20 protein-coding genes and 1 pseudogene are annotated in these 24,687 nt (G+C 60.1%); 11 read left to right on the top strand and 10 right to left on the bottom strand.

Features of this window, described 5'->3' with window-relative positions; translation table 11 throughout:
• Positions 1 to 124 precede the first annotated feature (124 nt).
• Positions 125 to 970, top strand: coding sequence for a LysR family transcriptional regulator (locus LOY68_RS16490; RefSeq protein ID WP_265038563.1), 846 nt, complete (start codon positions 125 to 127; stop codon positions 968 to 970).
• 12 nt (positions 971 to 982) lie between these two features.
• Here LOY68_RS16490 and LOY68_RS16485 read toward each other — a convergent pair whose 3' ends face one another.
• The 3 genes from LOY68_RS16485 to LOY68_RS16475 all read right to left on the bottom strand — a co-directional run bounded on the left by LOY68_RS16485 (position 983) and on the right by LOY68_RS16475 (position 3,863).
• On the bottom strand, positions 983 to 1,762 hold the full coding sequence (locus tag LOY68_RS16485; protein ID WP_265038562.1) for a creatininase: 780 nt from the start codon (positions 1,760 to 1,762) through the stop codon (positions 983 to 985).
• Positions 1,763 to 1,842: 80 nt separating this feature from the next.
• Positions 1,843 to 2,394 carry a VOC family protein gene (locus LOY68_RS16480; RefSeq protein WP_265038560.1) on the bottom strand — a complete coding sequence of 184 codons (552 nt, stop codon included), beginning with the start codon at positions 2,392 to 2,394 and terminating at the stop codon, positions 1,843 to 1,845.
• 38 nt (positions 2,395 to 2,432) lie between these two features.
• Complete coding sequence (locus tag LOY68_RS16475) at positions 2,433 to 3,863, bottom strand: purine-cytosine permease family protein (protein ID WP_265038558.1); 1,431 nt, start codon at positions 3,861 to 3,863, stop codon at positions 2,433 to 2,435.
• Between the two features lie 333 nt (positions 3,864 to 4,196).
• Here LOY68_RS16475 and LOY68_RS16470 point away from each other — a divergent pair, with 333 nt between their 5' ends.
• Together LOY68_RS16470 and LOY68_RS16465 are read left to right on the top strand one after the other, a co-directional pair.
• Complete coding sequence (locus LOY68_RS16470) at positions 4,197 to 4,865, top strand: FMN-dependent NADH-azoreductase (RefSeq protein ID WP_265038557.1); 669 nt, start codon at positions 4,197 to 4,199, stop codon at positions 4,863 to 4,865.
• A 36-nt stretch (positions 4,866 to 4,901) separates the two neighbouring features.
• Positions 4,902 to 6,266 (top strand): amidase family protein, encoded by a 1,365-nt coding sequence (locus tag LOY68_RS16465; RefSeq protein WP_265038555.1) that lies wholly within the window; start codon positions 4,902 to 4,904, stop codon positions 6,264 to 6,266.
• On the opposite strand, the gene LOY68_RS16460 is transcribed toward LOY68_RS16465, so the two are convergent.
• Together LOY68_RS16460 and LOY68_RS16455 are read right to left on the bottom strand one after the other, a co-directional pair.
• Positions 6,234 to 7,175: a LysR family transcriptional regulator gene (locus LOY68_RS16460; protein WP_265038554.1), complete on the bottom strand. Its 942-nt coding sequence runs from the start codon at positions 7,173 to 7,175 to the stop codon at positions 6,234 to 6,236. The two genes, LOY68_RS16465 and LOY68_RS16460, sit on opposite strands and share 33 nt — an antisense overlap.
• A gap of 82 nt (positions 7,176 to 7,257) precedes the next feature.
• Positions 7,258 to 7,872: an urea carboxylase-associated family protein gene (locus LOY68_RS16455; protein WP_265038553.1), complete on the bottom strand. Its 615-nt coding sequence runs from the start codon at positions 7,870 to 7,872 to the stop codon at positions 7,258 to 7,260.
• A 131-nt stretch (positions 7,873 to 8,003) separates the two neighbouring features.
• Here LOY68_RS16455 and LOY68_RS16450 point away from each other — a divergent pair, with 131 nt between their 5' ends.
• On the top strand, positions 8,004 to 8,873 hold the full coding sequence (locus LOY68_RS16450) for a LysR substrate-binding domain-containing protein (protein WP_163910146.1): 870 nt from the start codon (positions 8,004 to 8,006) through the stop codon (positions 8,871 to 8,873).
• 9 nt (positions 8,874 to 8,882) lie between these two features.
• Here the strand turns inward: LOY68_RS16450 and LOY68_RS16445 are convergent.
• The 3 genes and pseudogenes from LOY68_RS16445 to LOY68_RS16435 form a co-directional block, all read right to left on the bottom strand.
• A pseudogene (locus LOY68_RS16445) lies at positions 8,883 to 10,024 on the bottom strand (patatin-like phospholipase family protein).
• 169 nt (positions 10,025 to 10,193) lie between these two features.
• On the bottom strand, positions 10,194 to 10,829 hold the full coding sequence (locus LOY68_RS16440) for a response regulator transcription factor (RefSeq protein WP_265038550.1): 636 nt from the start codon (positions 10,827 to 10,829) through the stop codon (positions 10,194 to 10,196).
• A 4-nt stretch (positions 10,830 to 10,833) separates the two neighbouring features.
• The gene (locus LOY68_RS16435) at positions 10,834 to 12,282 is read right to left on the bottom strand and encodes a sensor histidine kinase (protein ID WP_265038548.1); all 1,449 of its coding nucleotides are present in this window, start codon (positions 12,280 to 12,282) and stop codon (positions 10,834 to 10,836) included.
• A 229-nt stretch (positions 12,283 to 12,511) separates the two neighbouring features.
• Between LOY68_RS16435 and LOY68_RS16430 the strand changes: the two genes are divergently transcribed.
• The 6 genes from LOY68_RS16430 (at position 12,512) to phaR (ending at position 20,238) form a co-directional block, all read left to right on the top strand.
• Positions 12,512 to 14,134 carry an acyl-CoA synthetase gene (locus tag LOY68_RS16430; RefSeq protein WP_265038547.1) on the top strand — a complete coding sequence of 541 codons (1,623 nt, stop codon included), beginning with the start codon at positions 12,512 to 12,514 and terminating at the stop codon, positions 14,132 to 14,134.
• A 126-nt stretch (positions 14,135 to 14,260) separates the two neighbouring features.
• Complete coding sequence (locus tag LOY68_RS16425) at positions 14,261 to 14,587, top strand: DUF485 domain-containing protein (protein ID WP_213939546.1); 327 nt, start codon at positions 14,261 to 14,263, stop codon at positions 14,585 to 14,587.
• The gene (locus LOY68_RS16420) at positions 14,587 to 16,257 is read left to right on the top strand and encodes a cation acetate symporter (RefSeq protein ID WP_265038543.1); all 1,671 of its coding nucleotides are present in this window, start codon (positions 14,587 to 14,589) and stop codon (positions 16,255 to 16,257) included. Before LOY68_RS16425 ends, LOY68_RS16420 begins: the two co-directional genes overlap by 1 nt.
• Before the next feature lie 60 nt (positions 16,258 to 16,317).
• A complete protein-coding gene (locus tag LOY68_RS16415; RefSeq protein WP_265038541.1) occupies positions 16,318 to 18,090 on the top strand; it encodes an acyl-CoA dehydrogenase C-terminal domain-containing protein in 1,773 nt (590 codons plus the stop codon).
• Between the two features lie 130 nt (positions 18,091 to 18,220).
• Complete coding sequence (locus tag LOY68_RS16410; protein WP_265038540.1) at positions 18,221 to 19,489, top strand: OprD family porin; 1,269 nt, start codon at positions 18,221 to 18,223, stop codon at positions 19,487 to 19,489.
• Positions 19,490 to 19,716: 227 nt separating this feature from the next.
• Entirely contained in the window at positions 19,717 to 20,238 is a 522-nt protein-coding gene (phaR, locus tag LOY68_RS16405; protein ID WP_054045976.1) for a polyhydroxyalkanoate synthesis repressor PhaR, read from the top strand.
• 35 nt (positions 20,239 to 20,273) lie between these two features.
• Here phaR and phaP read toward each other — a convergent pair whose 3' ends face one another.
• Entirely contained in the window at positions 20,274 to 20,843 is a 570-nt protein-coding gene (gene phaP, locus LOY68_RS16400) for a TIGR01841 family phasin (RefSeq protein WP_163910141.1), read from the bottom strand.
• Positions 20,844 to 21,087: 244 nt separating this feature from the next.
• Here phaP and LOY68_RS16395 point away from each other — a divergent pair, with 244 nt between their 5' ends.
• On the top strand, positions 21,088 to 23,424 hold the full coding sequence (locus LOY68_RS16395) for a DUF3141 domain-containing protein (protein ID WP_265038537.1): 2,337 nt from the start codon (positions 21,088 to 21,090) through the stop codon (positions 23,422 to 23,424).
• Between the two features lie 190 nt (positions 23,425 to 23,614).
• Here LOY68_RS16395 and LOY68_RS16390 read toward each other — a convergent pair whose 3' ends face one another.
• Positions 23,615 to 24,652 (bottom strand): AraC family transcriptional regulator, encoded by a 1,038-nt coding sequence (locus LOY68_RS16390; protein WP_163910139.1) that lies wholly within the window; start codon positions 24,650 to 24,652, stop codon positions 23,615 to 23,617.
• Positions 24,653 to 24,687 lie beyond the last annotated feature (35 nt).

Here is a 24,687-nt window from a genome sequence, read left to right as displayed (position 1 = left end):
TGGTTTCCTCGGCAAAGCGTGCGATGAACATTCAAACCTGCCCATCAGGTTTTGAAGGATTCTTGCAGGCTTGCCGATGGGGCAAAATTCCCCATTCATTCACCTTCAATGTGAGAAAACGCCCATGTTCGATTGGGAGGATCTGCGCTACTTCATCGTCTTCGCTCACGAACGTTCGTTATCGGGGGCAGCACGCGCGCTCAAGGTCGACCACGCCACGGTGGCGCGGCGCATCAGCGCACTGGAGAGCTCGCTGAACCTCAAATTGGTGGACCGGCGCCCGCGTGCCTACGTCATCACCGAGGACGGCGAACGCATTGCCCAATTGGGGCGGCGCATGGAAAACGAGTCCTTCGCGGTACAACGCACCGCGCTGGCCGGACAGGACAACTACGTCGGCGAAGTCACGGTCAGCGCCCCGCCCGCGCTGGCCTCCGCCCTGATAGCGCCGCACCTGAATGAATTGCGGGCGAACTATCCGCAGTTGTCGTTGCAGTTGATTGGCAGCCTGGGCAGCGCGTCGTTGTCGCGGCGCGAAGCCGATATTGCCGTGCGTTTGAGCCGCCCCAAGGAACCGGACCTGGTGGCCCGCAAGGTCGCGACGATACCTTTTTACCTCTACGCCTCGGCGGACTACTTAGCCGCGACCGCCGCTCAAGACCTGGCCTTCATCGCCTACGACGAAACCATGGAGCAATCCCCGCAACAGGCCTGGCTGAAGCAGCAAGCGAATGATCGACCGATCCTGCTGCGCAGCAATGATCTGAATATCCAGGCGACTGCCGCCCAGGCCGGCGCCGGTGTCGCGGCGCTGCCCGGTTTTCTTGGCGAACGCTACGGCCTGCAAGCGGTGCCGTCCGTGGGAGCGGACCTGACCCGTGATGTGTGGCTGGTGGTGCACAACGATATCCGGCACACCCCGGCAGTCCTGGCGGTGATGAGTTTTCTGGTGTCCTGCTTTGAACGTTGAATCACCCGTGGACTACTTCACGGAGTGATCGAGCCTGAACTCGAACCGCACGGCCTGGACGATGCCGCTGATGACATCGTTGATCAGCAGTTTGCCCTTGTCTGCGCTGGAGCCCCGCGCAGATGACAGCACTCCGCTCTCCGGCACCCACTCCGTGCGGGTCGGGTACATGTCGTACACCGGAAACTCGGCGGGACCGTGATCCGGAATCTGGTCCAGGGCGACCATCTGCGGGTGATAGTGCAGCATCATCGACGTCTCGATGACCGCGGCATGTTCCAGCGCGATGCCCGGAAAACCCTCGGGAAAGATCGTGTCCAGCGTGGTTGATTTGACGAACTCCCAATGCTCCAGGCGCATGACCTCCAGACCGGCATTCGCGCCAATATCACGCATGGCCAGCTCGATGCCTTCGGTCACGAACCATTGGTTTTCGTAGTGACCGATCACCAGAACCAGACGCTTCACGCCATGGCGGTGAAACTCACGTACGGCGTCCCGGACCATGGCGATCAGCGTGGCGCCATCCACACTGGTGGTGCCGCAAAAGTGCTGCCCTCCTCCACATTTCGGCTGGGATTTGTACCCATAGGACAGCGCCGGCGCGACGATCCCGTTGATTTCCCTGGCCACGTCTTCACTGATAGCGCTGGCCAGCAATGCGTCGGTGCCGAGGGGCAAGTGAGGGCCGTGTTGTTCAGTCGCGCCGATTGGCAGAAACACCACGGCACCGGATTGCACCCGGCGCTCGTAGTCGACCCAACTGATGTTATCCATGCGAACGCTGTTCATGAGGCTGTACTCCGGGCGTCGTTCTCTGTGGTGAAAGCCTCAGCGCAGGGTGTCCGCGCTGAGGCAATGTCGCCGTAGCCTTATGCTCGCGGCGGATACCATTGCTCCGGTTCCGGGTAATCCCAATCCGCAGGAAAGGCATAGGTCTCAAACACAGTGGTGGTGTCGGCCTCGGTGCCAAAGAACGCGAAATGATTCACGCCCATCCAGGAACCTGATTGCACGCACTGGTAGCCGCGTCGTTCCAGCTCGGCGATGCGCTCTTCAAACGGGATGTTGTTGCAGTCATAAGCGACGTGCTGGATGCCCTCGCCATGCTCTTCGAGGAAATCAGCGAAAATCGTCGGTCCGGAAACCGGCTCCATCAACTCCCAGACCATGTTTCCCGACTGCGCGAAGCAGACTTTCAGGACAAACTCCGCAGGCTCGCCACGATAGGTCTGGTTCCGGGTGTTTTCCGGGCTGAAGGTGTAGACACGCCATGGACCGATACCCAACTTGAGCAAGCCATCCATGGTCCGCTTGTGGTCACGGGTCACAATCGCGATCTCGACGACGTTGCCCAGAAACCCATCGACTTCAGCACCCGCATTCAATGCGGTCAGGACATTCAGTTGTTCAAGATGAGACATCGGTTTACTCCTCTTTCAATCAATTAAAAGTTATCGAATTACTTTGCCAGGATGGATGACTGGGCAACTTCCGTTCGCCGCGAACGGTGCAACAGATAGTAAATCCCGCCGCCCACCGTGAATCCTGCCAGCCACGACAAATCAATTCCGCCCAGAGCCATGGCAAGTGGTCCTTGCAAGGATTTAATCGTGCCAACTTGAAATAACCACGCGGCCAATACACCTGTTGCAAGTGCAAACACGCCTCGCCAATTGACGTCGTTGCAGGCACTTTCGGAGTGATGGCAATAAAGTGATTTCAGATCAACTTGACCACGACGGATCAGGAAGAAATCAACCAGGGTGATACCGGCCCACGGACTGATCCAGACCACAAAGAACACCATCAGGTTTTCAAAGGCGTGCACAAATTCCCCGGATTGCAGGAACAGGTAGAGCATGAACAGCGCCACCACTCCCGAGATCATCGAAACAACCCAGCGTGGAACACGGATATCCAGCGATAGCGTGGCCAGTGCCGCCGAGTAGATGACCACGATGTTGGTAGCGACCGGACCGTGCAGCAACACCAGCAGCACCGGCAGCGCCATCGTGCCAAACACCGCAATGATCAGTTGCGCAGGGTCTGAGCCGCCGCCGGCGGACGCAATAGCTGCGCCCAGGAATGCCAGCCAGACGGTGGGCAGGAACATGCCGAGGAAGGTCGAGCGAAACACCTGGCCGTCAGACAGTTTGCTTTGGGTGAAGCGGGTGTAGTCCGAGGCGTATACCAGCCACGAAATGCCCCAGCCAATGCCGATCGCAGTCATCAGGCTGCTCATCGCCGCGAGCTTGCCGATGCCCTCGGTGGCCGAGGCTTGCCATTGAATGTCCACGTGGGTGAAGGCCAGCACGGTCATCACCACCATGATCAGCAGAATCACCGGCATGGTGTAGCGCTCGAAGCACTTGATGGCATTGAAGCCCCACGCCGCGATACCCACTTGGAGAACCATCACCACCAACGCGACACCGTACTTGAGTTCCATCCCGCCGCTGATGCCGATTTTATCCAGGGCGGCCACCGCAAGATCGAGGACGATCCAGGTATTGGTGGCAACCCATCCCATGGGCATCAACACCTGCATGAGGGTGGGCAAATAGGCACCGCGCCGACCAAACGCCAACCGCGAGAGCACCATCTGCGGCACTCCGGTGCGGTGGCCCATGATGCAGATGCCGCCAAACAACGCGGCGCCCAACAGATTGCCGACCACAATCACCAGCAGGGTTTCAATCAGGCTCAAGCCCAGCTGGATGCCAATGGCCCCGAGCACCCAGTTGATGGGCGCTACATTCGCGCCCGCCCATATCCAGAACTGGTCCAGCGGGCTCGAAGTACGATGGCTATCAGGCACAGGTTCAATACCCAGAGCATCATAATCGGCCTCGTTCATTACGCTTTTTTCAGAATCACGACGCGTTGACATTATTATTTTCCTCGCTGTGCGGCGACCACTTGTATCGCCCGAAACCATTAAAGCGAGGTATGCCAATTTACGTAATTGATAATAACTAAAAGACACTTTAGAAATATTGTGCGCTTGAGGAAACATCAATTGCGCAGGTTGGCGAGACATGTAATTTCTACCAAAAACCCCAAACAAGACAACTTTAAAAGCTCGCACCCCAATAAAACTCGCTGGTTGAGTTTTACTTGACCGTCTTCAAATAAATATCAATAGCTGAAGCATCAATGCTCGTGGCCCACTTGTTCCAGTTGCCGAGGTCATTCCGCCTCAGGCTTGAACAGGAAACTCACCATGACCACTCTTCTGCACATTGATGCCAGCGCACGATCCGATCGCTCCCTGAGCCGCAAACTCTCTAAAGCCTTTGTCGAGTCCTGGATTGAGCGAGATGCCAAGACTCAAGTCATTACCCGCGACGTAGGCCATAACCCTCCACCCTTTGTGACCGAGGAATGGATCGCCGCAGTCTTTACCCCCGAGTCGCAATTGACGCCTGAAAAGCGTGAGGAGATCCGGCTTTCGGATGAGTTGATCGATGAAATCGATCGGGCCGATGTCATTGTCATTGGCGCACCGATGTACAACTACGGCATGCCCGCCTCCCTCAAATCGTGGTTCGATAAAGTGATTCGTATCGGCAAGACCTTCACCTTTGACCTGGCGCGCGGCGACTACCCGCTGGAACCCATAATGAGCGGCAAGAAACTGGTGATTTTGTCTTCTCGCGGCGAATTCGGCTTTGGCCCGGGCGGTGTTCGCGAAAAGATGAATCACCTGGAGACTCACATCCAGACCTGTGCGCACTATCTGGGCGTGAACGAAACCCACGTCATCACCATCGATTTCCAGGAATTTGGCGATGCTCGCCATGAGGACTCCATCGCCGATGCGTTCGATGCCGTTCCAATGCTGGTAAAACAGATGATTGAAGCGCGTCAAAGTGAGCTGCTGCCTGCTTGATTGACCGGTACAGTCGTCCAACGAATTGGAGAAACCATGATCACGATGCTGGAAACCGCCAAGCGCCTGGAACAAGGCCTCACCACGCCGGATGCCTTGATCGAGGCCGCACTGGCCGCGTCCATGGGCGCGGAACATGTGTTCATCGCCGTGCTGGATCATCAGGCAATCGATGCCGCAAAAGCCTCGACCGAGCGCTGGCGCCGAGGGTCGCCACTCAGTCCTTTTGACGGCATTCCCTACACAGTCAAGGATCTGCTGGATGTGGCCGGTAGCCGCACCACCGCAGGTTCCATCACGCGCATCGACGTGCCCGTTGCGCTTGCGGATGCCAAGGTGGTCGGTGCACTGGCCTCGCTGGGGATGATCCCGATCGGTAAAACCAACCTCACTGAATTCGCGTATTCCGGTCTGGGGCTGAATCCGCATTTCGGAACACCAACTGCGGACATTCAGGTCGCAGAAGCCCGTATTCCCGGCGGTTCTTCCTCAGGCTCGGCCATCGCGGTGCAAAGGGGCATCGTTAGCGTTGCCATCGGCACTGACACGGCGGGTTCCATTCGAATCCCGGCGGCATTCAACGGTTTGGTGGGTTACAAGGCATCCACCGACCGCTACAGCATGGCGGGCGTGCACCCGCTCGCCATGTCGCTGGACAGCCTGGGGCCTTTGGCCCTGACCGTGGCCGATTGCGTGGCCTTCGATGCGGCAATGCGCGGGTTCAAGGACGTGGCGATCCAGCCTGCACACCTGGCCGGTCTGCGCTTTGTCGTCGACGACGGTGTGATGGCCGATCCAGCGTTACAACCAGCGGTGCGCGAAAACCTGCTTTCAATGATGTCGCGGCTGCATGCGGCGGGAGCGCAGGTTGAGCGGCGTCCGGTCGCCGCCGTCACGCGTACCCGCGAGCTGATTGCCGAGACGGGATGGTTGGGCGCCATCGAAGCCTGGCGACTCCTGGGTGAGATTGTGGAAGGCCCGCAGGGGTTGCGCATGGACAGACGCGTGCGTGCGCGCCTTCTCTCTGCCCGGCAGATCGATGCGGCTGCGGAAGGCAAGATTCGGCGTCTGCGCCTTGAGTTGATGTCTGCGATGGAGGAAGAGCTTCAGGGCGCGATCCTGGTCATGCCCACGGTGAAACACGTCGCGCCGCCACTGGCGCCGCTGGAAAACGATGACGAACTGTTTGCTGCCGTCAATCTCGCCACCCTGTCGCTGACCATGGTTGGCAGTTTGCTGGACATGCCGGGGTTGGCCATTCCGTCGGGCACGGACAGCGATGGACTGGCTACCTCAACCCTGTTTTCCACGACGCGGGGCCGCGATGATCAACTGCTCAGTGTCTGCCTGGCGATCGAGGCGGCCCTGTCAGGAAGTGAGCACCCGCCGACTGCCGGATGATCCATCCAGCGCGGTTTCCCTGAACGATTTGGCTTCGTTCAGGAGCCAGTCGCGAAACAACGAAAGGCTGCGGCGTGGATCGGTCCTTGTGTCCTCGATCAGGTGATAGGTAAAACCTGGCAAGGTCGGTCCCGTCACTCGGCGCATGCGACCGGAGCGCAGCTCATCGTCCATCAGCACGTTGCTGCACAGCAGCGGCCCCAATCCTCGCTCGACCGCATGTAGAGCCAGTGTTTCTTCGCTGTACCAGGAAATGCGGAAATCCCGGCTCGTATCGTGCTCGACCCCGGCCAGCCACGCGGACCAGGACGGCGCCTGCAACGCCTGATTCTTCCATTTGAACGCCAGCAAGGAGCGATTGTGAAAGTCGCTGATCACGGGTTGGCGACCGACAGGGCAAATGCTCTGATCCGCGACGGCGATGTACTCATCGCGGAACAACACCGGCCCCAGCTCACCGGTATCGCCCGGGCCGTACCGAATGGCCAGGTCGACAGTCTCGGAACGCAGGTCCACGACCTTCTCCGAGGCATGAATGTGCACCATGATGTCCGGATAAATCCCGTTGAATTTTGCCAGGCGCGGCATCAGCCAGCGCTCGGCGAATGCGCGCGTGGTGGAAACCTGGATCGCATCCCCTTCCTTGGGCGCACTGATCAGGGCAAACGCCTGGGCAATCTGGTCAAAACCGTCGCGCAACAGCGGATAGAGGGTTTTGCCTGCCGGGGTGAGGGTCACCGTGCGGCCCCTCTCCAGCAGCTTCTGCCCCAACCCATCTTCCAGTTGCCGGACCTGATGACTGACCGCCGCGACCGTGACCGAGAGTTCGTTGGCCGCTGCGGAAAAACTCTGGTGACGTGCGACCGCTTCAAACGCTCGCACGGAATTCAATGGGGGGATTTTGCGCATGGGTTACTCCGGGCACCTGTCTTCGCTAACCAAAGGTTCAGTGTATTGCCGGCAGACAGGGCCCGCCGGCAATGGTTGTCTGTCAGATGACGCTGTAGTGAACGTCCTGGGGGCGCATGCCATTCACGGCGGTTATGTCCTGCGGACAGGCGGATAAAACCACGATCGCATCCATTTCAGCCTTGAGGGTCACGTATTGCCCGGGTTCGCTGATCGGCGCGGCAAACTCGATACGCCCGTCCTGATGCACCGGCACGTTCATGAACAGGTTCAACGGGCTCGGTGTTTCAGGTGTCGCCAGGCCGATGGCATCCAGGGCCAGAAACAGGTTTTCGTTGCAACTGTCATGATGGCCGATAACGCCCAGTTGCTCATAGCGCGTCGGGTCGCAAGCCGCCACCAGTGTGTCGTGGACACCCGGTGAGGTGTCCTCGATCAGCGTCAGGATTTTCCGGCGTTTGTTGGTCACCAGGCTGTCGCCTCGCCGAGGGTTGAGCTTCAGCCAGTAGGGACGACTGTGCTCCATCGACATCGCCTCTTGGAGGTCGTCCGGGTTGAACGCCCACGTGTCGACGACCTGCTGGCCATGGGTGTTGATGAGCTTGAGGGTCTGCCCCCGCTTCAAGCGGATGGCGACACCGCGCCGGGCAGGCAAGCGGACCAGTTCACCGGGATAAACGGACGTAATGGCAGTCATGTTGTGTTGTTCTCCTGTCGCACGCTGATGGCCCGGAGGCCGGGTACCTGCCATCAAGGAAAACACACAGGAAAACCTCAAACCAATAATATAAAGTCGGCCCGGTATAAGTGAAATCTATAGGGTGGACCATGCGGATCCGGCAACTTGAATGCTTCAGAACCTTGATGATCCACGGCACGATGACCCGTGCAGCGGAGCTTTTGGGTATTTCTCAGCCGGCCATCAGCAGCACCATCGCCAATCTGGAACATGAGACCGGCCTGAAACTCTTCGTACGCAAAGGTGGCCGCCTGCAACCCACTCCCGAAGCCCGGCTGTTCTTTGTCGAGGCTGAACGAGCGCTGGAGGCCGTGGAGAAAACCCAGCGCATCGCCAAGGAAATCCGCACCGGGAAGCGCGGTCACCTGGCGATTGCCGCTTACGCCAGTATCTCGATCAACCTGTTGCCGCGCTTGATGGCCGAGTTCGCGCAAGAGCGTCCGGGGCTTGAACTCAAGATCATCACCCGCAACTCTCAGGCCGTTCGTGAGCTGATGTCGACACAGCAATTCGACCTGGCCATCGCGGAGCTGCCCCTCGATTACCCGACCTCGAACATGCAGGTCATTTCGTACGAATGCCAGTGCATGCTGCCGATGGGACACCCGTTGGCAGCCCTGGACGTGATTACGCCCGCAGACCTGGATGGCGTGCCGTTCGTTTCGCTGTTCAAGGGTGATCCGATCTACCAGCAGTTGGCCATGGCCTTTTCGACCTACGGGGCCGCCTGGAACGTGGTGGCCGAGACTGAGTTCTTCTCCACGGCCTGCGAACTGGTCGGCGCCGGCATGGGTGTCGGGATCATCGACCCGGTGGTTAGCCGGCCATTCAGCAAAGATCTGGTCCTGAGGCCCTTCTCACCGGCGATCAAGTATGAAATCGCCCTGCTGCTGCCTACTCAGGAAGAGCCCTCGCAATTGGCGCGAGAGTTTGCCGGGTTCCTCAGGCAACACCTTTAACGCTTGCTGTCAGGTATGCGGTGATTTGTGCCACGGATAGCCTTTCGAGCTGGCTTCAAAGGCGTAATCGAACAAACGCTTCATGTATTCGCCATCGAATTTATGATTACGCGGGCACAGAAAGTCAGAGCCGATGTAGGCCAGGTTGAAGTCCGCGCCGTCCTGCTGCGCAATGCGGTAGATACGGTCCAGGTCGCTGATCCCCTGGGTCTGAATCAGTGTGCTGATGGCGCGACCGCCAATGCTCAAGGTGCGGCGCTTGGTGCCGGACCACTGCGGTTCCAGTTTGCCGTTGCGAATAACATAGAAATGTCGCTCCCGACGCAGGCGCGCGCCGGGCACTTTGCTCAGCTCCATGACGGTGGCCGCCGGTTAAGAAATACCTGGGTGAGGACCCCGCCGTCCACGTGCATTTCCTGGAACTGTTTACCCTCAACCTCCACATCGATCATGACCGGCGAGACAGCGCCGGGAATGCTCATCGACGCGACCATGATGTTGCGAAACAGGTCGAGCGCCCCCGGTGCTTTGCTTGCGGCAATGGCGCCCATGTTCCAGGTGACCGGGCGCCCTGCATCCAGGTCGGTGGTGCCGATCATCAGCAGGCGTCCCTTGGCGTATTGCCCGGCGATGGCTGCCAGCAACTCCGCGTCGACGTACTTGGCAATCAACCGCGACAATGGCTTGCTGTCCGCGATGCCGTCGCTCGCCAGGCGGGTCAGCACGTTGCGCGAATGGAACACGTCTTTTGGGCCGATGCCGTTGCAGATTCGTTGAATCACCGCGTCGTACTCAGGCCCCAGGTACGCGAACGGCGCGACCAGTGCCCCCGCGCTGATCCCGGTGACAACCTTGAACACCGGCCTCGTGCCACTCAGGGTCCATCCCGCAATGATCCCCGCTGCGAAGGTGCCAGCGTCGCCACCACCGGAAACGGCGAGCATATCGGCCAGCGGCAGCCTGTCATCCGGCTCATCGACACTGGCGAAGGCCTCGTACTCCTGAAGGTTGGCCTCACTCGCATCGCGGATAAATGCCGTCAGGTCATGATCCAGCCAATAGCGCGCATTCGGGATGCCGGGGATGAGCGCTTTTTCGGTCAACGGTTGTGGCACCGCATCACGGCGTTGCAGGCAACCTTGGCGCAACATGTTTAGCGTTGAGGCGCTGGGCCTGGGCAGAAAGGGTTTCAAGACGCCTCCTCCGGTCCCTGCAATTGACAGAGAACGCGCTCGACTACTGGGTGGTGAGTGGCTTGTACACCTTCCAATTTAGCTCAAGCCCAGGCAGTCAGGACGCCGGCGGGACGTCCGGTCTGGCTTAGCGCAACTTCAGTGGATCAACCATCCCCGCCGCAATCGCCATTCCCACCAGGTCCGGCAAGGTGCTGGCCTGCATACGTTTCATCACCCGCGAGCGATACAGGTCGACGGTTTTCGCGCTGACGCCCAGTTGCTCGGCGATTTCCCGCGTGGTGTAACCCTGCACCAACGGCAGCAACACATCGCGCTCCCGTGGCGTCAGCGTCAGCAAACGGGCCTGCAATTCTTCATGACCGACATTGCCTGAACGATGGGTCGCGCAGTTGCTGAGGGCCTGTTGCACGCTGTCGAGCAGCAGCTGTTCGTTGTAGGGTTTTTCGATGAAGTCATGGGCGCCGGCCTTGAAGGCACGGACCACGATGGGCACATCGGCGTGGCCGCTGACGAAGATGATTGGCAGTTTCAGCTCGCGCTCGCGCATGGCTTCCTGCACGTTCAAACCACCCATGCCGGGCATGCGCACATCCAGCAGCACGCAGGCATTGAGCTTTGCATCACAGGCATCGAGAAATTCAACGCCACTGGTGAACGGCAAGGCTTTCAGCCCGACCGATTCCAGTAACCAGACCGTCGAATCGAGCATGCCTTGATCATCATCGACCACGTACACCACGTGTTCCGTCACCACTGCCATTGCGTTATTCCTGTTGTTGTTTTGTTGGGCCGGCCAGCGGCAAACGGCAATACAGCAGCAGCCCGACCGGTTGCCGACGCGCCTGCAGTTCGCCACCGAAACCTTCGATGATGCTGCGGCTCATGGACAAACCAAGGCCCAGGCCATCGGGCTTGCTGGTGTAGAACGGGGTGAAAATCTGCTCAAGCTGCGACTCACTGACGCCGGGACCCTGATCGTGCACGCTGATTTCCACCGTTGCGCCACTGACCTGCCCCGCCGCCATCACGATCAGTGACGGCCGGCCCGGATGTTGTTCGCGGTTGGCATCGATGGCGTTGCGCAACAGATTGAGCAGCACTTGCTCCAGCTGCACCCGGTCGGCGTAAACGGGCGGCAGATTATCCGGCAGCCGATCGTCGATTGTCACGTGGCACTGAGTCGCCTCCCAGGCACACAAACGCACGGCGCCACGGGCGACATCGGCGACGTTCAGGGCCTGCATGCGCCGCTGCCCTTTGCGCAGAAAACCGCGCAGACGGCGGATCACTTCCGAAGCGTGAGTGGCATGCAACGTGATGCGTTCCAGGCCTTGGGCCACGCGTTCGGCGGCTTGCGGATTGGTGCCCAGCGCCTGCAAATAACGTTGGCTGGCGTTGGCATAATTGACCACGGCGGCCAGTGGCTGGTTGATTTCGTGGGCGATGCCCGACGCCAATTCCCCCAGCGTCACCAAACGCGCGGTGTGCGCCAGTTCATCTTCCAGACGCCGCCGGTTCTCTTCGGACTGCACGCGGGCGGTGATGTCGCGGGAGACGCAGACCACTTCCACCACGGCCCCGGTGTAGGTTTCACGAATCGCCCGACTGGCGGTTTCGAACCACAAGTAATGCCCGTCGCGATGGCGGATGCGGTAGGTCATCGTGTGATAACCGTCCTGCTCCAGCGCATCGCGGGCGGTTTGTACGAGGTTGGCCAGGTCCTGGCCGTGGAACAGGCCCTGGGCCATTTGCCCACGCAACTGTTCGGGCCAGTAACCGAGCAAGGTCCAGGACGCTGGCGACGCATCGAGAAAACGCCCGTCCGGGGTATGCCGGGAAATCAGGTCGGTAGTGTTCTCGATGATCAGCCGATACAGGCGCCGCGCTGTGGCCGCCTCGCGTTCCGCCAACACTTGCGTGGTCGCCACATGACAACGGCCGAGCACGCGGCTGTTCTGCGGGTCCGGGATAAACGTCCAGATCAGAATCTGCGCCTGGAACTCGGCCTCGACCCCTTCGATGGCGCGTTGCTGCGCCAGGCAGGCGCGCACCAGATCCCGGTGATTTTTCGGCAAAAAGCCCAGCACGTAGCTGTGCGGATGCTGCGCCAGCAATGCCAGCAGCGCTGCATTCAACTCCAGCGGCTGACCTTGGGTGTCGAGCAGCACGCTCGGCTGTGGGTCATAGCTCAACAGGGGTGAGTCAGGAGTCATCACGGGTCCGCTACGTGGGGGAAACCAAGGATATACCGGCCGTGGAGCTTTGGCGGCATTCATTCAGCGACAGAAGAATAAGCTATAGTAGATATACTATACAACGTAGGTTGTACTTCCATATCTCTGGCAGATTGTTATATAAAGCACACCGGACATAAAAGTTGACCTCAGCGGCTACGCTGAAAGGTCAGCTATAGAGCTAACAATCAGCCACCGAGTACCCGTCATGTCGATCTTCGAACAAGGGCTTAGCCCTACGGCTGTCAATCATATTGCCTTGTCGCCGCTCAGCTTCCTCGAGCGCACCGCCCACGTTTACCCCGACTACCCTGCCGTCATCCATGGCTCGATCCGCCGTACCTGGGCGCAGACTTATAGCCGCTGCCGGCGCCTGGCTTCAGCTTTGGCTGGTCGCGGAATCGGCAAGGACGACACCGTTGCGGTGATGCTGCCCAACATCCCGGAGATGCTGGAAGTGCACTTCGGCGTGCCGATGATTGGCGCGGTGCTCAACCCGCTGAATGTGCGCCTGGACGCCGAAGCCATCGCGTTCATGTTGCAACACGGCGAAGCCAAGGTGCTGATCACTGACCGCGAGTTCCACAGCGTGATTCACGCAGCCATCGGCATGCTCGACCACCCGCCGCTGGTGATCGACGTCAACGACCCGGAATACGGCGAAGGCCAGGCCGTCAGCGACCTGGACTATGAAGCGCTGCTGGCCGAAGGCGATCCGGCGTTCGCCTGGCAATGGCCGGATGACGAGTGGCAAGCCATCTCGCTGAACTACACCTCGGGCACCACCGGCAATCCGAAAGGCGTGGTCTATCACCATCGCGGCGCCTACCTGAACGCATTGGGCAACCAGATGACCTGGGCCATGGGCAACCATCCGGTGTACCTCTGGACCTTGCCGATGTTCCATTGCAACGGTTGGTGCTACCCGTGGACCATCACCGCATTGGCCGGCGTGCATGTGTTCCTGCGCCGGGTCGATCCACAGAAAATCCTCACGCTGATCCGTGAACACCAGGTGACGCACCTGTGCGGTGCGCCGATCGTGCTGAATGCGCTGGTCAACATGCCGGACTCGGCGAAAGCCGCCATCGATCATCCGGTGAATGCCATGGTCGCCGGTGCCGCGCCGCCAGCCAAGGTGATCGGCGCCGTGGAAGAAATGGGCATCAAAGTCACTCACGTCTATGGCCTGACCGAAACCTACGGCCCGGTGACGCTGTGCGCCTGGCACGCCGAGTGGGATGAATTGCCGCTGGATGAGCGCGCGCAGATCAAGTCCCGCCAGGGCGTGCGTTACCCGACACTCGAAGGCGTGATGGTCGGCAACTCGACAACGCTCAGACCCACTCCGCGAGACGGCAAGACCATCGGCGAGATCTTCATGCGCGGCAACACCGTGATGAAGGGCTACCTGAAAAACCCGACCGCCACCGCCGAAGCCTTTGAAGGCGGCTGGTTCCACACCGGCGACCTGGCGGTGTGTCATCCCGACGGTTATGTCGAGATCAAGGACCGGCTCAAGGACATCATCATTTCCGGCGGCGAGAACATTTCCACCATCGAGCTAGAAGGCGTGCTCTACCGCCATCCTGCCGTGATGGAAGCTGCGGTGGTTGCGCGGCCGGATGAGAAATGGGGTGAAACCCCGTGCGCGTTTATCACCTTGAAGGCCGATCACCCGGACGTGCGCGAGGCGGACATCATTAGTTTCTGCCGCGAACACCTGGCCGGGTTCAAAGTGCCGCGCACGGTGATCTTCACCCTGTTGCCGAAGACCTCCACGGGCAAGATCCAGAAGTACGTGCTGCGCGACCGGGCCCAGGCCCTCTAACCCTCACCGACGTTAAACCCTTCAAGCGGCAGGTCGCGAACCTGCCGTTTCGGGCTCGTGCGCGCCCAATTCGGCTGCACGGCCCTGCCCCCACACACCGACAACAAAAACAATGTGGAGCTTCCGATGATCGACATCCATTCAACCGACACCCAGCGCTGCGAACGGATTCGCACCAACCCGAAATTCCTTCAACTGGTCAGCAGCCGCTCGCGCCTGGCCTGGACGTTGAGTGCCACGGTGCTCGGCACGTATTACCTGTTCATGTTGGTGGTGGCGTTTGCCCCCAAATGGCTGCATGCGCCACTGGGAGAAAACCGGATGTTGACCCTGGGCATGCCGGTGGGCGCGGCGATCATCATTTTTTCCTGGCTGCTGACGGGTTGGTACGTCTACCGCGCCAATACCCGTTTCGACGCACTCGGCGCCGCGATTCTTGAGGAGAGCAAGTGATGACTCTCCTCAGGAAACTGACCTTCGCCGGTCTGGGTCTCTTGCCGGCCTCTGTTGTGCTCGCCGCGCCACTGACGGGCGCAGCGGAGAAACAACCGCTCAACCTGAACGCGATCAGCATGTTCTTCGTGTTCGTGCTCGGCACGCTCTGCATCACCTGGTGGGCGGCGCGGCAAACCAAATCCACCTCGGATTTCTACACTGCGGGCGGTGGCATCACCGGGTTCCAGAATGGTCTGGCGATTGCCGGTGACTACATGTCCGCCGCCACGCTGCTGGGGTTGTCGAGCCTGGTGTTCGCCAAGGGTTACGACGGTTTCATCTATACCATCGGCTTCTTTGTCGGCTGGCCGATCATCACGTTCCTGATGGCCGAGCGCTTGCGCAACCTGGGGCGCTACACCTTCGCCGACATCGTTTCCTATCGACTGGACCAGAACAAAGTGCGGATCTTCGCCGCGTTCGGTTCGCTGACGGTGGTGTGCTGCTACCTGATCGTGCAGATGGTCGGTGCCGGTCAGTTGATCAAATTACTGTTCGGCCTCGACTACCCGGTGGCCGTGGTCATCGTTGGCGCGCTGATGCTGGTGTACGTGATTTTCGGCGGCATGATCGCCACCACTTGGGTGCAGATCATCAAGGCTGTGTTGCTGCTGACTGGCGGCACGACCCTGGCGGTCATGGCCATGTCGCAGTTCGGCTTTAGCTACGAAACCCTGGCAGCCAAAGCGGTTCAGGCCCATGCCAGCGGCTGGAACATCATGGGCCCTGGCGCGATGCTTGCCGACCCGATCAACACCGCGTCCATGTCCCTCGGCCTGGTGTTCGGGATCGCCGGCCTGCCGCACATCCTGATGCGTTTCTTCACCGTGCCCAACGCCAAGGAAGCGCGCAAATCGGTGTTCTACGCCACCGGTTTTATCGGTTTCTTTTTCCTTGTGGTCTGCACCCTGGGCTTCGCGGCGATGGTCATCATCGGCACCGACCCGCAGTACTACGTCAACGGTGAAGTCGGCGGCGCCTTGATCGGCGGCGGCAACATGGTCGCCATGCATTTGGCCAAAGCGGTGGGCGGCAACCTGTTCTTCGGCTTCCTCGCAGCGGTGGCGTTCGCCACCATTCTGGCGGTGGTCTCCGGTCTGGCGCTGGCCGGTGCGTCGGCGATTTCCCATGACCTCTACGCCACGGTGTTCAAGCAAGGCAAGGCCAGCGAGAAACAGGAAATGCGCGTCACGCGCATGGCCACTGTGGGCCTGGGCATCATCGCGATTCTGCTGGGCATTCTGTTCGAGAAGATGAACGTCGCGTTCCTCGTGGGCCTGACCTTCGGCATCGCCGCGTCGACCAACTTCCCGGTGCTGATCATGGCCATGTACTGGAAAGGCCTGACCACCAAAGGCGCGATCCTCGGCGGTTTCGCCGGCCTGATCTGCGCGCTGGTGCTGGTGATTCTGTCGCCTGCGGTGTGGGTCACCGTGCTCGGCCATGCCCACGCGATTTTCCCGTATGACCACCCGGCGCTGTTCTCCATGCCACTGGCGTTTCTGGTGATCGTCGTCGTGTCCCGACTCGACCGCAGCGTGCGCGCCGACAAGGAACGCGATGCCTACGCCGATCAGTTCGTGCGTGCCCAGACCGGCCTCGGCGCCGCCAGCGCTTCCAGTCACTGATTGAGCAAGCACGGCCCGCCGTTGCGGCGCCGTGCCCACCGTCCCGAAGAGGTTCACGTTATGCCCGAATTCAACGCTCCCCTGCGCGACATGCGCTTCGTGCTGCATGAAGTGTTCGACGCCCCGGCCCTGTGGGCACGCCTGCCAGCCCTGGCCGACAGCGTCGATGCCGACACTGCCGACGCGATTCTTGAGGAGGCGGCGAAAGTCACCTCGCACCTGATTGCGCCACTCAATCGCAGCGGCGATGAAGAAGGCGCGCATTGGGTCTACGGCCAGGTCACCACGCCGATCGGCTTCAAGCAGGCTTACACCACCTACATTGAAGGTGGCTGGGTCGGTTTGTCCGGCAACGCCGAGTTCGGCGGCATGGGCATGCCGAAGATGCTCGCGGTGCAGTTCGAAGAAATGCTCTACGGCGCCAACTCCAGTTTCGCACTGTATTCGGCGTTGAGCTCCGGCGCGTGCCTGGCGCTGGATGCCCACGCCAGCGAACAGCTGAAACGCATCTACTTGCCGCCGATGTACGAAGGCCGCTGGGCCGGTTCCATGTGCCTGACCGAAGCCCACGCCGGCACCGACCTGGGGCTGATCCGCACCCGCGCCGAGCCCCAGGTCGATGGCAGTTACCGCATCAGCGGCAGCAAGATCTTCATCACTGGCGGCGATCAGGACCTGACCGAAAACATCATTCACCTGGTGTTGGCCAAACTGCCGGATGCACCGGCCGGGCCCCGTGGCATCTCGCTGTTTGTGGTGCCCAAAATCCTGGTCAATGCCGACGGTTCCCTCGGTCATGCCAACGCCGTGAGTTGCGGTTCGATTGAACACAAGATGGGCATCAAGGCTTCAGCCACTTGTGTGATGAATTTCGACGGTGCCAGCGGTTGGCTGGTGGGTGAAGCCAACAAAGGCCTGGCGGCGATGTTCACCATGATGAATTACGAACGCCTGTCCATCGGCATTCAGGGCATTGGCTGCGCAGAGGCCTCCTATCAAAGCGCGGTGAAATATGCGCGGGAACGGGTGCAGAGCCGCTCGCCGACCGGCGCGATGGCGCCGGAGCAAATCGCCGATCCAATCATCGTCCACCCCGACGTGCGCCGAATGCTGCTCAGCATGAAAGCCATGACCGAAGGTGGCCGCGCGTTCGCTAGTTATGTCGGCCAGCAGCTGGATCTGGCGAAGTTTTCCGATGACGCCCGGGAGCGCGACAACGCGCAAACCCTCGTGGCGCTGCTGACCCCGGTGGCCAAGGCGTTTTTCACCGACACCGGGCTGGAGAGCTGCATCCACGGCCAGCAAGTGTTCGGCGGTCACGGCTACATCCGCGAGTGGGGCCAGGAACAATTGGTGCGTGACGTGCGCATCGCGCAGATCTACGAAGGCACCAACGGCATTCAAGCGCTGGACCTGCTCGGGCGCAAAGTGCTGGCCGACAGTGGTGTTGCGCTGCGCCAGTTCACCGGCGAGATCCGCCACTTCGCCCATCAGCCCGACGCGCCTTACTCGATTCAATTGTTCGACGCCGTGCAGCGCCTGGAAAACCTCAGCGACTGGCTGCAAGACCAGGCCGCGACCAACCGCAATGAGGTCGGCGCCGCGTCGGTGGAATACCTGCATTTGTTTGGGTATGTCGCCTACGCCTGGCTTTGGGCGCGGATGGCCCAGGTGGCGAAGAAAAAGCGTACTGACGATCAGGCGTTTTATGGCGCGAAGATCGCCACCGCTGACTTCTACATCGAACGCCTGCTGCCACGGATTCTCAGCCTGGAGCAGTCCATTCGCGCCGGCAGCGGCTCGTTGTATGGCCTGAGCGCCGAACAGTTCTAACGATTGAACCGCACGCGGCGCCCCGCTCCTCTCTTTGGGCGTTCGCGTTTTTTACTGAACAAGCCCTCGCCTGTCTGGCGAGGGTGTGTGAATCGCTGTTCCAAAAAAATAAAAACAAAGGGGCTTCACCATGGACCGTCACACCTGCACGCGCGCTACCCGACTGTTACTGGCCGGCGGCGTCATCAGCCTCTCGGCGCCCGCTTCGGCGGACTTTATCAAGGACAGCAAGGCCAGCCTCGAGCTGCGCAACTTCTACTTCAACCGCGACTTTCGCCAGGACAACGCCGCCCAGTCCAAGCAAGAGGAATGGGCCCAGGGTTTCCTGTTGCGTTACGAATCGGGCTTCACCGACGGCTTGATTGGCTTCGGTGTCGATGCCATTGGTTTGGTCGGGGTCAAACTCGATTCCAGCCCGGATCGCGCCGGCTCCGGCTTGCTGCAACGCCATCGCACCACCCGCAAAGGTGCTCAGGATGAATATGGAGAGCTGGGCGTAACCGCCAAGGTCCGCACCTCCAAAACCACGCTGAAGCTGGGCACTTTGCTGCCGAAGTTGCCGACCGTGCTGGCCAACGATTCGCGGCTGTTGCCGCAGACGTTCGAGGGCGGTCAGTTGACCTCGCTGGAATTCGAAGGCCTGACCGTGGACGGCGGACGCCTGAAGCAGGTCAACCAGCGCGATTCCTCCGACTACGAAGACATGAGCATCACCAAGACCGGCGCCAAAGGCATCATCACGCCGCAGGCCACCAGCAATAAGTTCGACTTCGCCAGCCTCAACTACAAATGGACCGGCAACCTCGCCACGGGCTACAGCTATGGCCATCTCGATAATTTGTACAGCCAGCACCTGGTCCACCTGACCTACGTGTTGCCGGTAACCGCCGGCCAGTCGTTCAAGAGTGACTTGCGCTTCGCCCGCTCCATCCACGATGGCGGCAGCAACGTCGATAACAAGGCGCTCGGGGCGATGTTCACCTACTCCCTCGGCGGGCATGCGCTGGGACTCGGTTATCAGGGTATGAGCGGCGATACAGGTTTTGCTTACATCAACGGCACCGATGCGTTCCTGGTGAACTTCGTGCAGATCGGCGACTTCGCCAGCAAGGATGAAAAGTCCTGGCAGGCGCGCTACGACTACAACTTCGCGGCCATGGGCGTGCCAGGGCTGACCTTCATGACCCGTTACCTGACGGGCGACAACATTGACCTGGGCGGCAATCGCCCTGAGGGAAAGGAGTGGGAGCGCGATACCGATATCGGTTATGTCGTGCAGAGTGGCCCGTTGAAGAACGTTGGGGTGAAATGGCGCAATGCGACCGTGCGCTCGACTAACTTTGGCAGTGATCTGGATGAAAACCGGTTGATCGTCAGCTACAGCTTGGCGATTTGGTAGGAGGACTTGGCATCACAAGATGGGACTCGCTTTGCGGCGGGTCCCTTTTTTTTGATCCGGAATCTTCGGTGTGCTGGCGAGCCTCTTCGCGAGCAAGCCCGCTCCCACAGGGGATTTGTGAACGACGAAGATCCTGTGTGGGAGCGGGCTTGCTCGCGAAGGCGGCCGCAAGGGCAACAAAGAAGGTTAAGATGCCTGCAAATCAGGCTCGCCACGAGACGCCCCGCATGACCGATAACAATCGCAACACACCCCGCCTGATCAAGAAATACCCCAATCGCCGCCTGTACGACACCCACACCAGCAGCCACTTGACCCTGGCCGACATTCGTCAATTGGTGGTTGATAAAGTCCCGTTCCAGGTGGTCGATGCCAAAAGTGGCGAGGACCTGACCCGCAGTATTCTCCTGCAAGTCATCCTGGAAGCTGAAAGCGGCGGCGAGCCGATCTTCAGCAGTGAAATGCTGATGGGCATCATCCAGTTTTACGGCCCGTACCAAGGCGTGCTCGGCAGTTACCTGGATAAAAGCATCCAGACCGTGATCGACATCCAGTCCCAGACCGGCGCTCAGTCGACCGAGGCCTGGAGCACCTTCATGCACCAACAGGCACCGGTGATGCAGGATTTGATGCGCCAATACGTCGACCAGTCCAAAGCCCTGTACCTCAACACCCAGAACATGTTCGGCCTGTTCGGCGCCAAGCCTGCCGCCGATAACGAGCCGAAAAAAAATGGCGATGGGGAATAATCCCATCGCCATCGGTGCCGCTGGCCTGATCTGACTTACTTGTTAGCGCTGGTCGCCTTGGCGCCCGCTTCTGGAGCGGCTTTGCCGGCGGCGGCCGTCGCTGCGTCGAAGCTGCTCTGAGCCACATCAGACGCCTGTTTCACGGCTTTCTGAGCGTTTTCAAACACGCTGCCGGCATTCGCCAAACCCGATTTGAACGCTGCAACCACTGGCTCGGAACCCGCCGGGGCATTCTTGCTGATCGACTCAACAAACTCATTCACCTGCTGGGTGCCCGCCTCAACCTGACGCTCGGTCAGTTTGGCGATGTCCGATTGCGTGCCGACGATCAGCGCTTGTACCTGACGATTGAATTCGGCCAGGCGTTCGGTCTGCGCGCTCGGCTGGGTGAACGACGCCTGCAAATCGGCGAAGCCTTGTGGATCACGTACCGCCAACAGCTTGCGAACACCTTCGAAGTGCTCTTCGGTGGAGTCGCGCAGTGCCTTGAACTGCAACTGGCTCAGTTGCTCAACGCTGGCGAAGACTTTGCCGCTGATTTGCTGCAAAAGGTCGAGGTTGGCTTTCTGAGTGGCTTGCAGTTTTTCCGAGTTGAAAAAAGACATGCTGAAATCTCCTGGTACTGGAAGGCCCATTCAGGCCTGAGGACGCGACAGCGATCCGGGCAGTCGTCGCGTTAGCCTTGATATTGCAGTGCACAAAACTGTTTGGCAACGGATATTTTGTGCAGTGCAAAATAAACGGTACGCCTCTTGTGGTTAATCCCTATAGACTTGGGAAAATCCGATGATCGGCCTAGCCATTGCTAGTCTGGCTGAAGACTCCCTCGCACTATGTCAGGAGATCACGATGGGCCAGGACGAAAATATTGCAGCGCAAGAAGAAGTGCTTTCCTCAGCTACCGGTTTGTTCGGGCACCTGAACCACCTCCAGCGCCTTAATGCTCGCAACGTGTTCGACGCCGTGCAGCAGCGCCAGGCCAAAACCTTCGCGCCGCTCAGCCAAGGCCAACTCAAACAGCCCACGGCGGCTGACTGGCAGGAATACTTCACCGACCTCGGCCAACGCAGCCTGTTGTTCTGGGACACCTTGCGCCAGCGCGGCGACAACACCCTGGCCCACGAACGTGCAGGCTTTCCGCTGTTGCTCAAGTTCGAGCACGAAACCCTGGTCAGCGGTGCCGACCTGCCGCGCCCGGTCAACTACTCACTGTTGCGCATCCTCAGCCACGAGCCCTCCATCGACGGCCAACCGCCGGTGATCATCATCGACCCGCGCGGCGGTCATGGTTCGGGTATCGGCGGTTTCAAGCAGGATTCGCTGATCGGTGAAAGCCTGCGCGCCGGGCATCCCACCTACTTCATCGCCTTCAGCCATTCGCCAAGCCCCGGGCAAACCCTGGCGGACATTGTCGAAGCGCAGGCGCACTTCATCGAAGCGGTCAGCGCCCGGCACCCCGCCAGCGCCAAACCGGTGGTGATCGGCAACTGCCAGGCCGGTTGGGCGCTGATGGGCCTGGCCGCGACCAGACCCGAGTTGCCAGGACTGATCATCGTCAATGGCGCACCGTTGTCGTACTGGGCCGGGGTCAACGGGCGCAACCCGATGCGCTACTCCGGCGGCTTGCTCGGTGGCGGCTGGATGGCGCGTTTGGGCAGTGATTTGGGCAACGAGCGTTTCGACGGCACTTGGCTGGTGAGCAATTTCGAGAACCTCGACCCGGCCAACACTTACTGGGGCAAGTACTACCACCTGTTCAGCGAGGTCGATACGGAAGCCGCGCGCTTCCTCGATTTCGAGCGCTGGTGGGGCAGCCCGACGCTGCTTAACAGCGAAGAAATCGAGATGATTGTCGATGACCTGTTTATCGGCAATCAGCTGTCCGGCGGTTTAGGGCGCAAGAGCAGCGGGCTCGACCTCAAGCGTATCGAAGTGCCGGTGGTGGTGTTTTGTTCCTATGGCGACAACATCACCTCGCCGCAACAGGCGCTGGACTGGATCGCGGATGTGTACCCCAGCGATCTGGCCCTGCAAAACGCCGGGCGCACCATTGTCTATCTGCGTCACGCCAGCATCGGTCACCTGGGGATTTTCGTCTCCGGCGAAGTGGCCCGGCGTGAACACCGCGAACTGCTGGGCGCGGTCGACAGCATCAATGCCCTGCCCGCCGGGCTCTATGAAATGCTGATCGACGATCTGCCCGATTCGCAATACGCCGTGCGTTTCGAAGCCCGGCGCATCGCCGACATCCATGGCGATGGACAGCCGTCCCGTGATGATGATCGCGAGTTCGCCCTGGTCGAGCGCACCTCGGACCTGAATAACAAACTGTACGATGGTTTTGTCCGTCCGTGGCTACGCCCGTTGATCAACGAATCCACCGCCGAGTTGATCCGCAAAGCCCATCCGTTCCATCAGCAGCAAGCGCTCTGGAGCAGTTCGAACCCGGCGTTGTGGTGGCTGGCCGGCAGCGCGGCGCAGGTGCGCAAAGATCGTCGCCCCGCTGCTACCGCCAACCCGTTGTTGGCCTGGCAGGCGTTGTTTTCCAATCAGATCCAGGACGCCTTGAACGGCTATCGCGATCTGCGCGATGCCACCCAGGAACTGTGTTTCTACGGCGTGTATGGCGCGCTCAACGGCTTCGCTGGCAACCCGCCGGAGCGCGATCTTCAGGCGCACGCCGAGCAGCACGACAAAGTATTGCTCGAACGCCTGCAAACCGCCCTGCCCCTTGGCGGCCTGATGGAAGCCTTGGTCCGCATCCTGTGCCTGCTGGGTCGTGACAGCGATGCGGCGGGCAAGGCCAACCTGGAAAAACTGCTCGAGCAATTGCAGGTGCTGCTGCAAGACCACAGCGCCGAACCGCTGGACCTTCGCGAAACCCTGCAAACCCAGAAAATGCTGGTGCTCACTCACCCACAAGAAAGCCTGCGCAGCCTGCCGCTGTTGCTGCCGGAAACCGAGGAACGCCAGCAGGTATTGGCTGCTGTTGCCAATCTGCTGCCGCAATTGCTGAACGAAAGCGCAACCGGCCATGCCTTCTGGTGCGAGCTGCACACCTTGCTTGAAGTGCCGTTGCCGGGCTTCGACCTGACTCAGCCGCCCGGTGAAGCACAAGTGGCTGCGCAGCCCGTACACAAAGCGACCAAGGTCAAGAAAGGTCCGAAAAAGCCTCCAGCCAAATGACCTGAAACGCAATCCCCGTAGCAGCTGCCGAGCAGCGCGAGGCGGCGTTCGGCGGCGAAGCCGTCGTAAAACCTGACCGCGAGATATTCCTGATACACCGCGTCGTCTGAATTCACGACGGCTGCGCCGCCGAACGCAGCCTCGCGGTGCTCGGCAGCTGCTACGTCAGATGGGTTCGGCTTCGGTTACGTCAGACCGGCTCGGCTTCTTCAACCTCAAAGGATTCATCCGCCCGGTACTGCCCCGGCGTCATGCCGAACCAGCGATTGCACGCCTTGTTGAAACTGCTGTGGTCATGAAAACCAAGGAGATAGGCCACATGCTTCATGTTGAAGTGAGAATGGCGCAGGTAAAAATCCGCCAGTTGCCGACGCACCGCGTTCTGCACGTCCTTGAATTGCGTGCCGTCCTTCTCGAGCGAGCGTTGCAGCGTGCGCTTGCTGATGTTCAACGCGGCGGCAATCGATTCCATGTCGTATTGCCCCTTGCCCTGGCTCAAACGCTCGCTGATCAAGGCGCGAATCCTGCCGACAATCGAGAAGCCGAACAGCAAGTCCAGTTGCGCTTCGGCAAAGCTGTCATGCAGCACCGCCAGCGTCTCGTTGGCCATGCTCAACGGGCGCAGCACCTCCTGGCCGTCGAACAGAATGCTGTCGTAGGCCGCGTCAAACTGCAGGTTGCAGCCAAACAGGCGCCGATGTTCGGACGTGTCCGCCGGTTCCGGATAACTGAACTCCACGTTCAGCGGTTGCGGCGAGTTACCGCCCGCCAGCCAACGGCAAAAGCCCATCAACGATGCGAGTGCCGCGTCGACGTATTGCCTGGGTTTGACCGAGCCGGCCTGCTGATGATCGAGGGCGGCCAATCGATAGTTCTGCTGCTCGGCCATGAAAAACAAACTGAAGCCAGTGCCGATCAACGGGCTGAAACGCACCAGCCGTTCGAGGGCGCGTTTCAGGTTGAGGCTGGACATCATGGTGTAGCCGACGATCTGAAAACTGCCGGGATGGAAGTTGCCATAGGCTTTGAGGCCGATGTCCGGATCACCGCTGGCCTGGGCCGCCAGTGTCCACAATTTATAGATCGCCCTGCGCTCGCAAAACGCTCCTGGCAGGTTCGCGAGCCTGATGTCCAGTCCAGCCTCCCGGCACAGACTGGCGACATCCAGTCCTTGAGCCGAGAGCGTATTCACCAGCACGCTGGCATAGCCTGAACTCATTCTATACATGGCGTCCTCATTGACCTGTGGAACCGGACATCCTG

The sequence above is a fragment of the Pseudomonas sp. B21-053 genome (assembly GCF_026016365.1).
In the GTDB taxonomy this organism is placed as follows: Bacteria; Pseudomonadota; Gammaproteobacteria; order Pseudomonadales; family Pseudomonadaceae; genus Aquipseudomonas; species Aquipseudomonas nunensis.
Note: the sequence above shows the minus strand (reverse complement) of the source record. Positions and strands in the feature narration are given on the sequence as shown.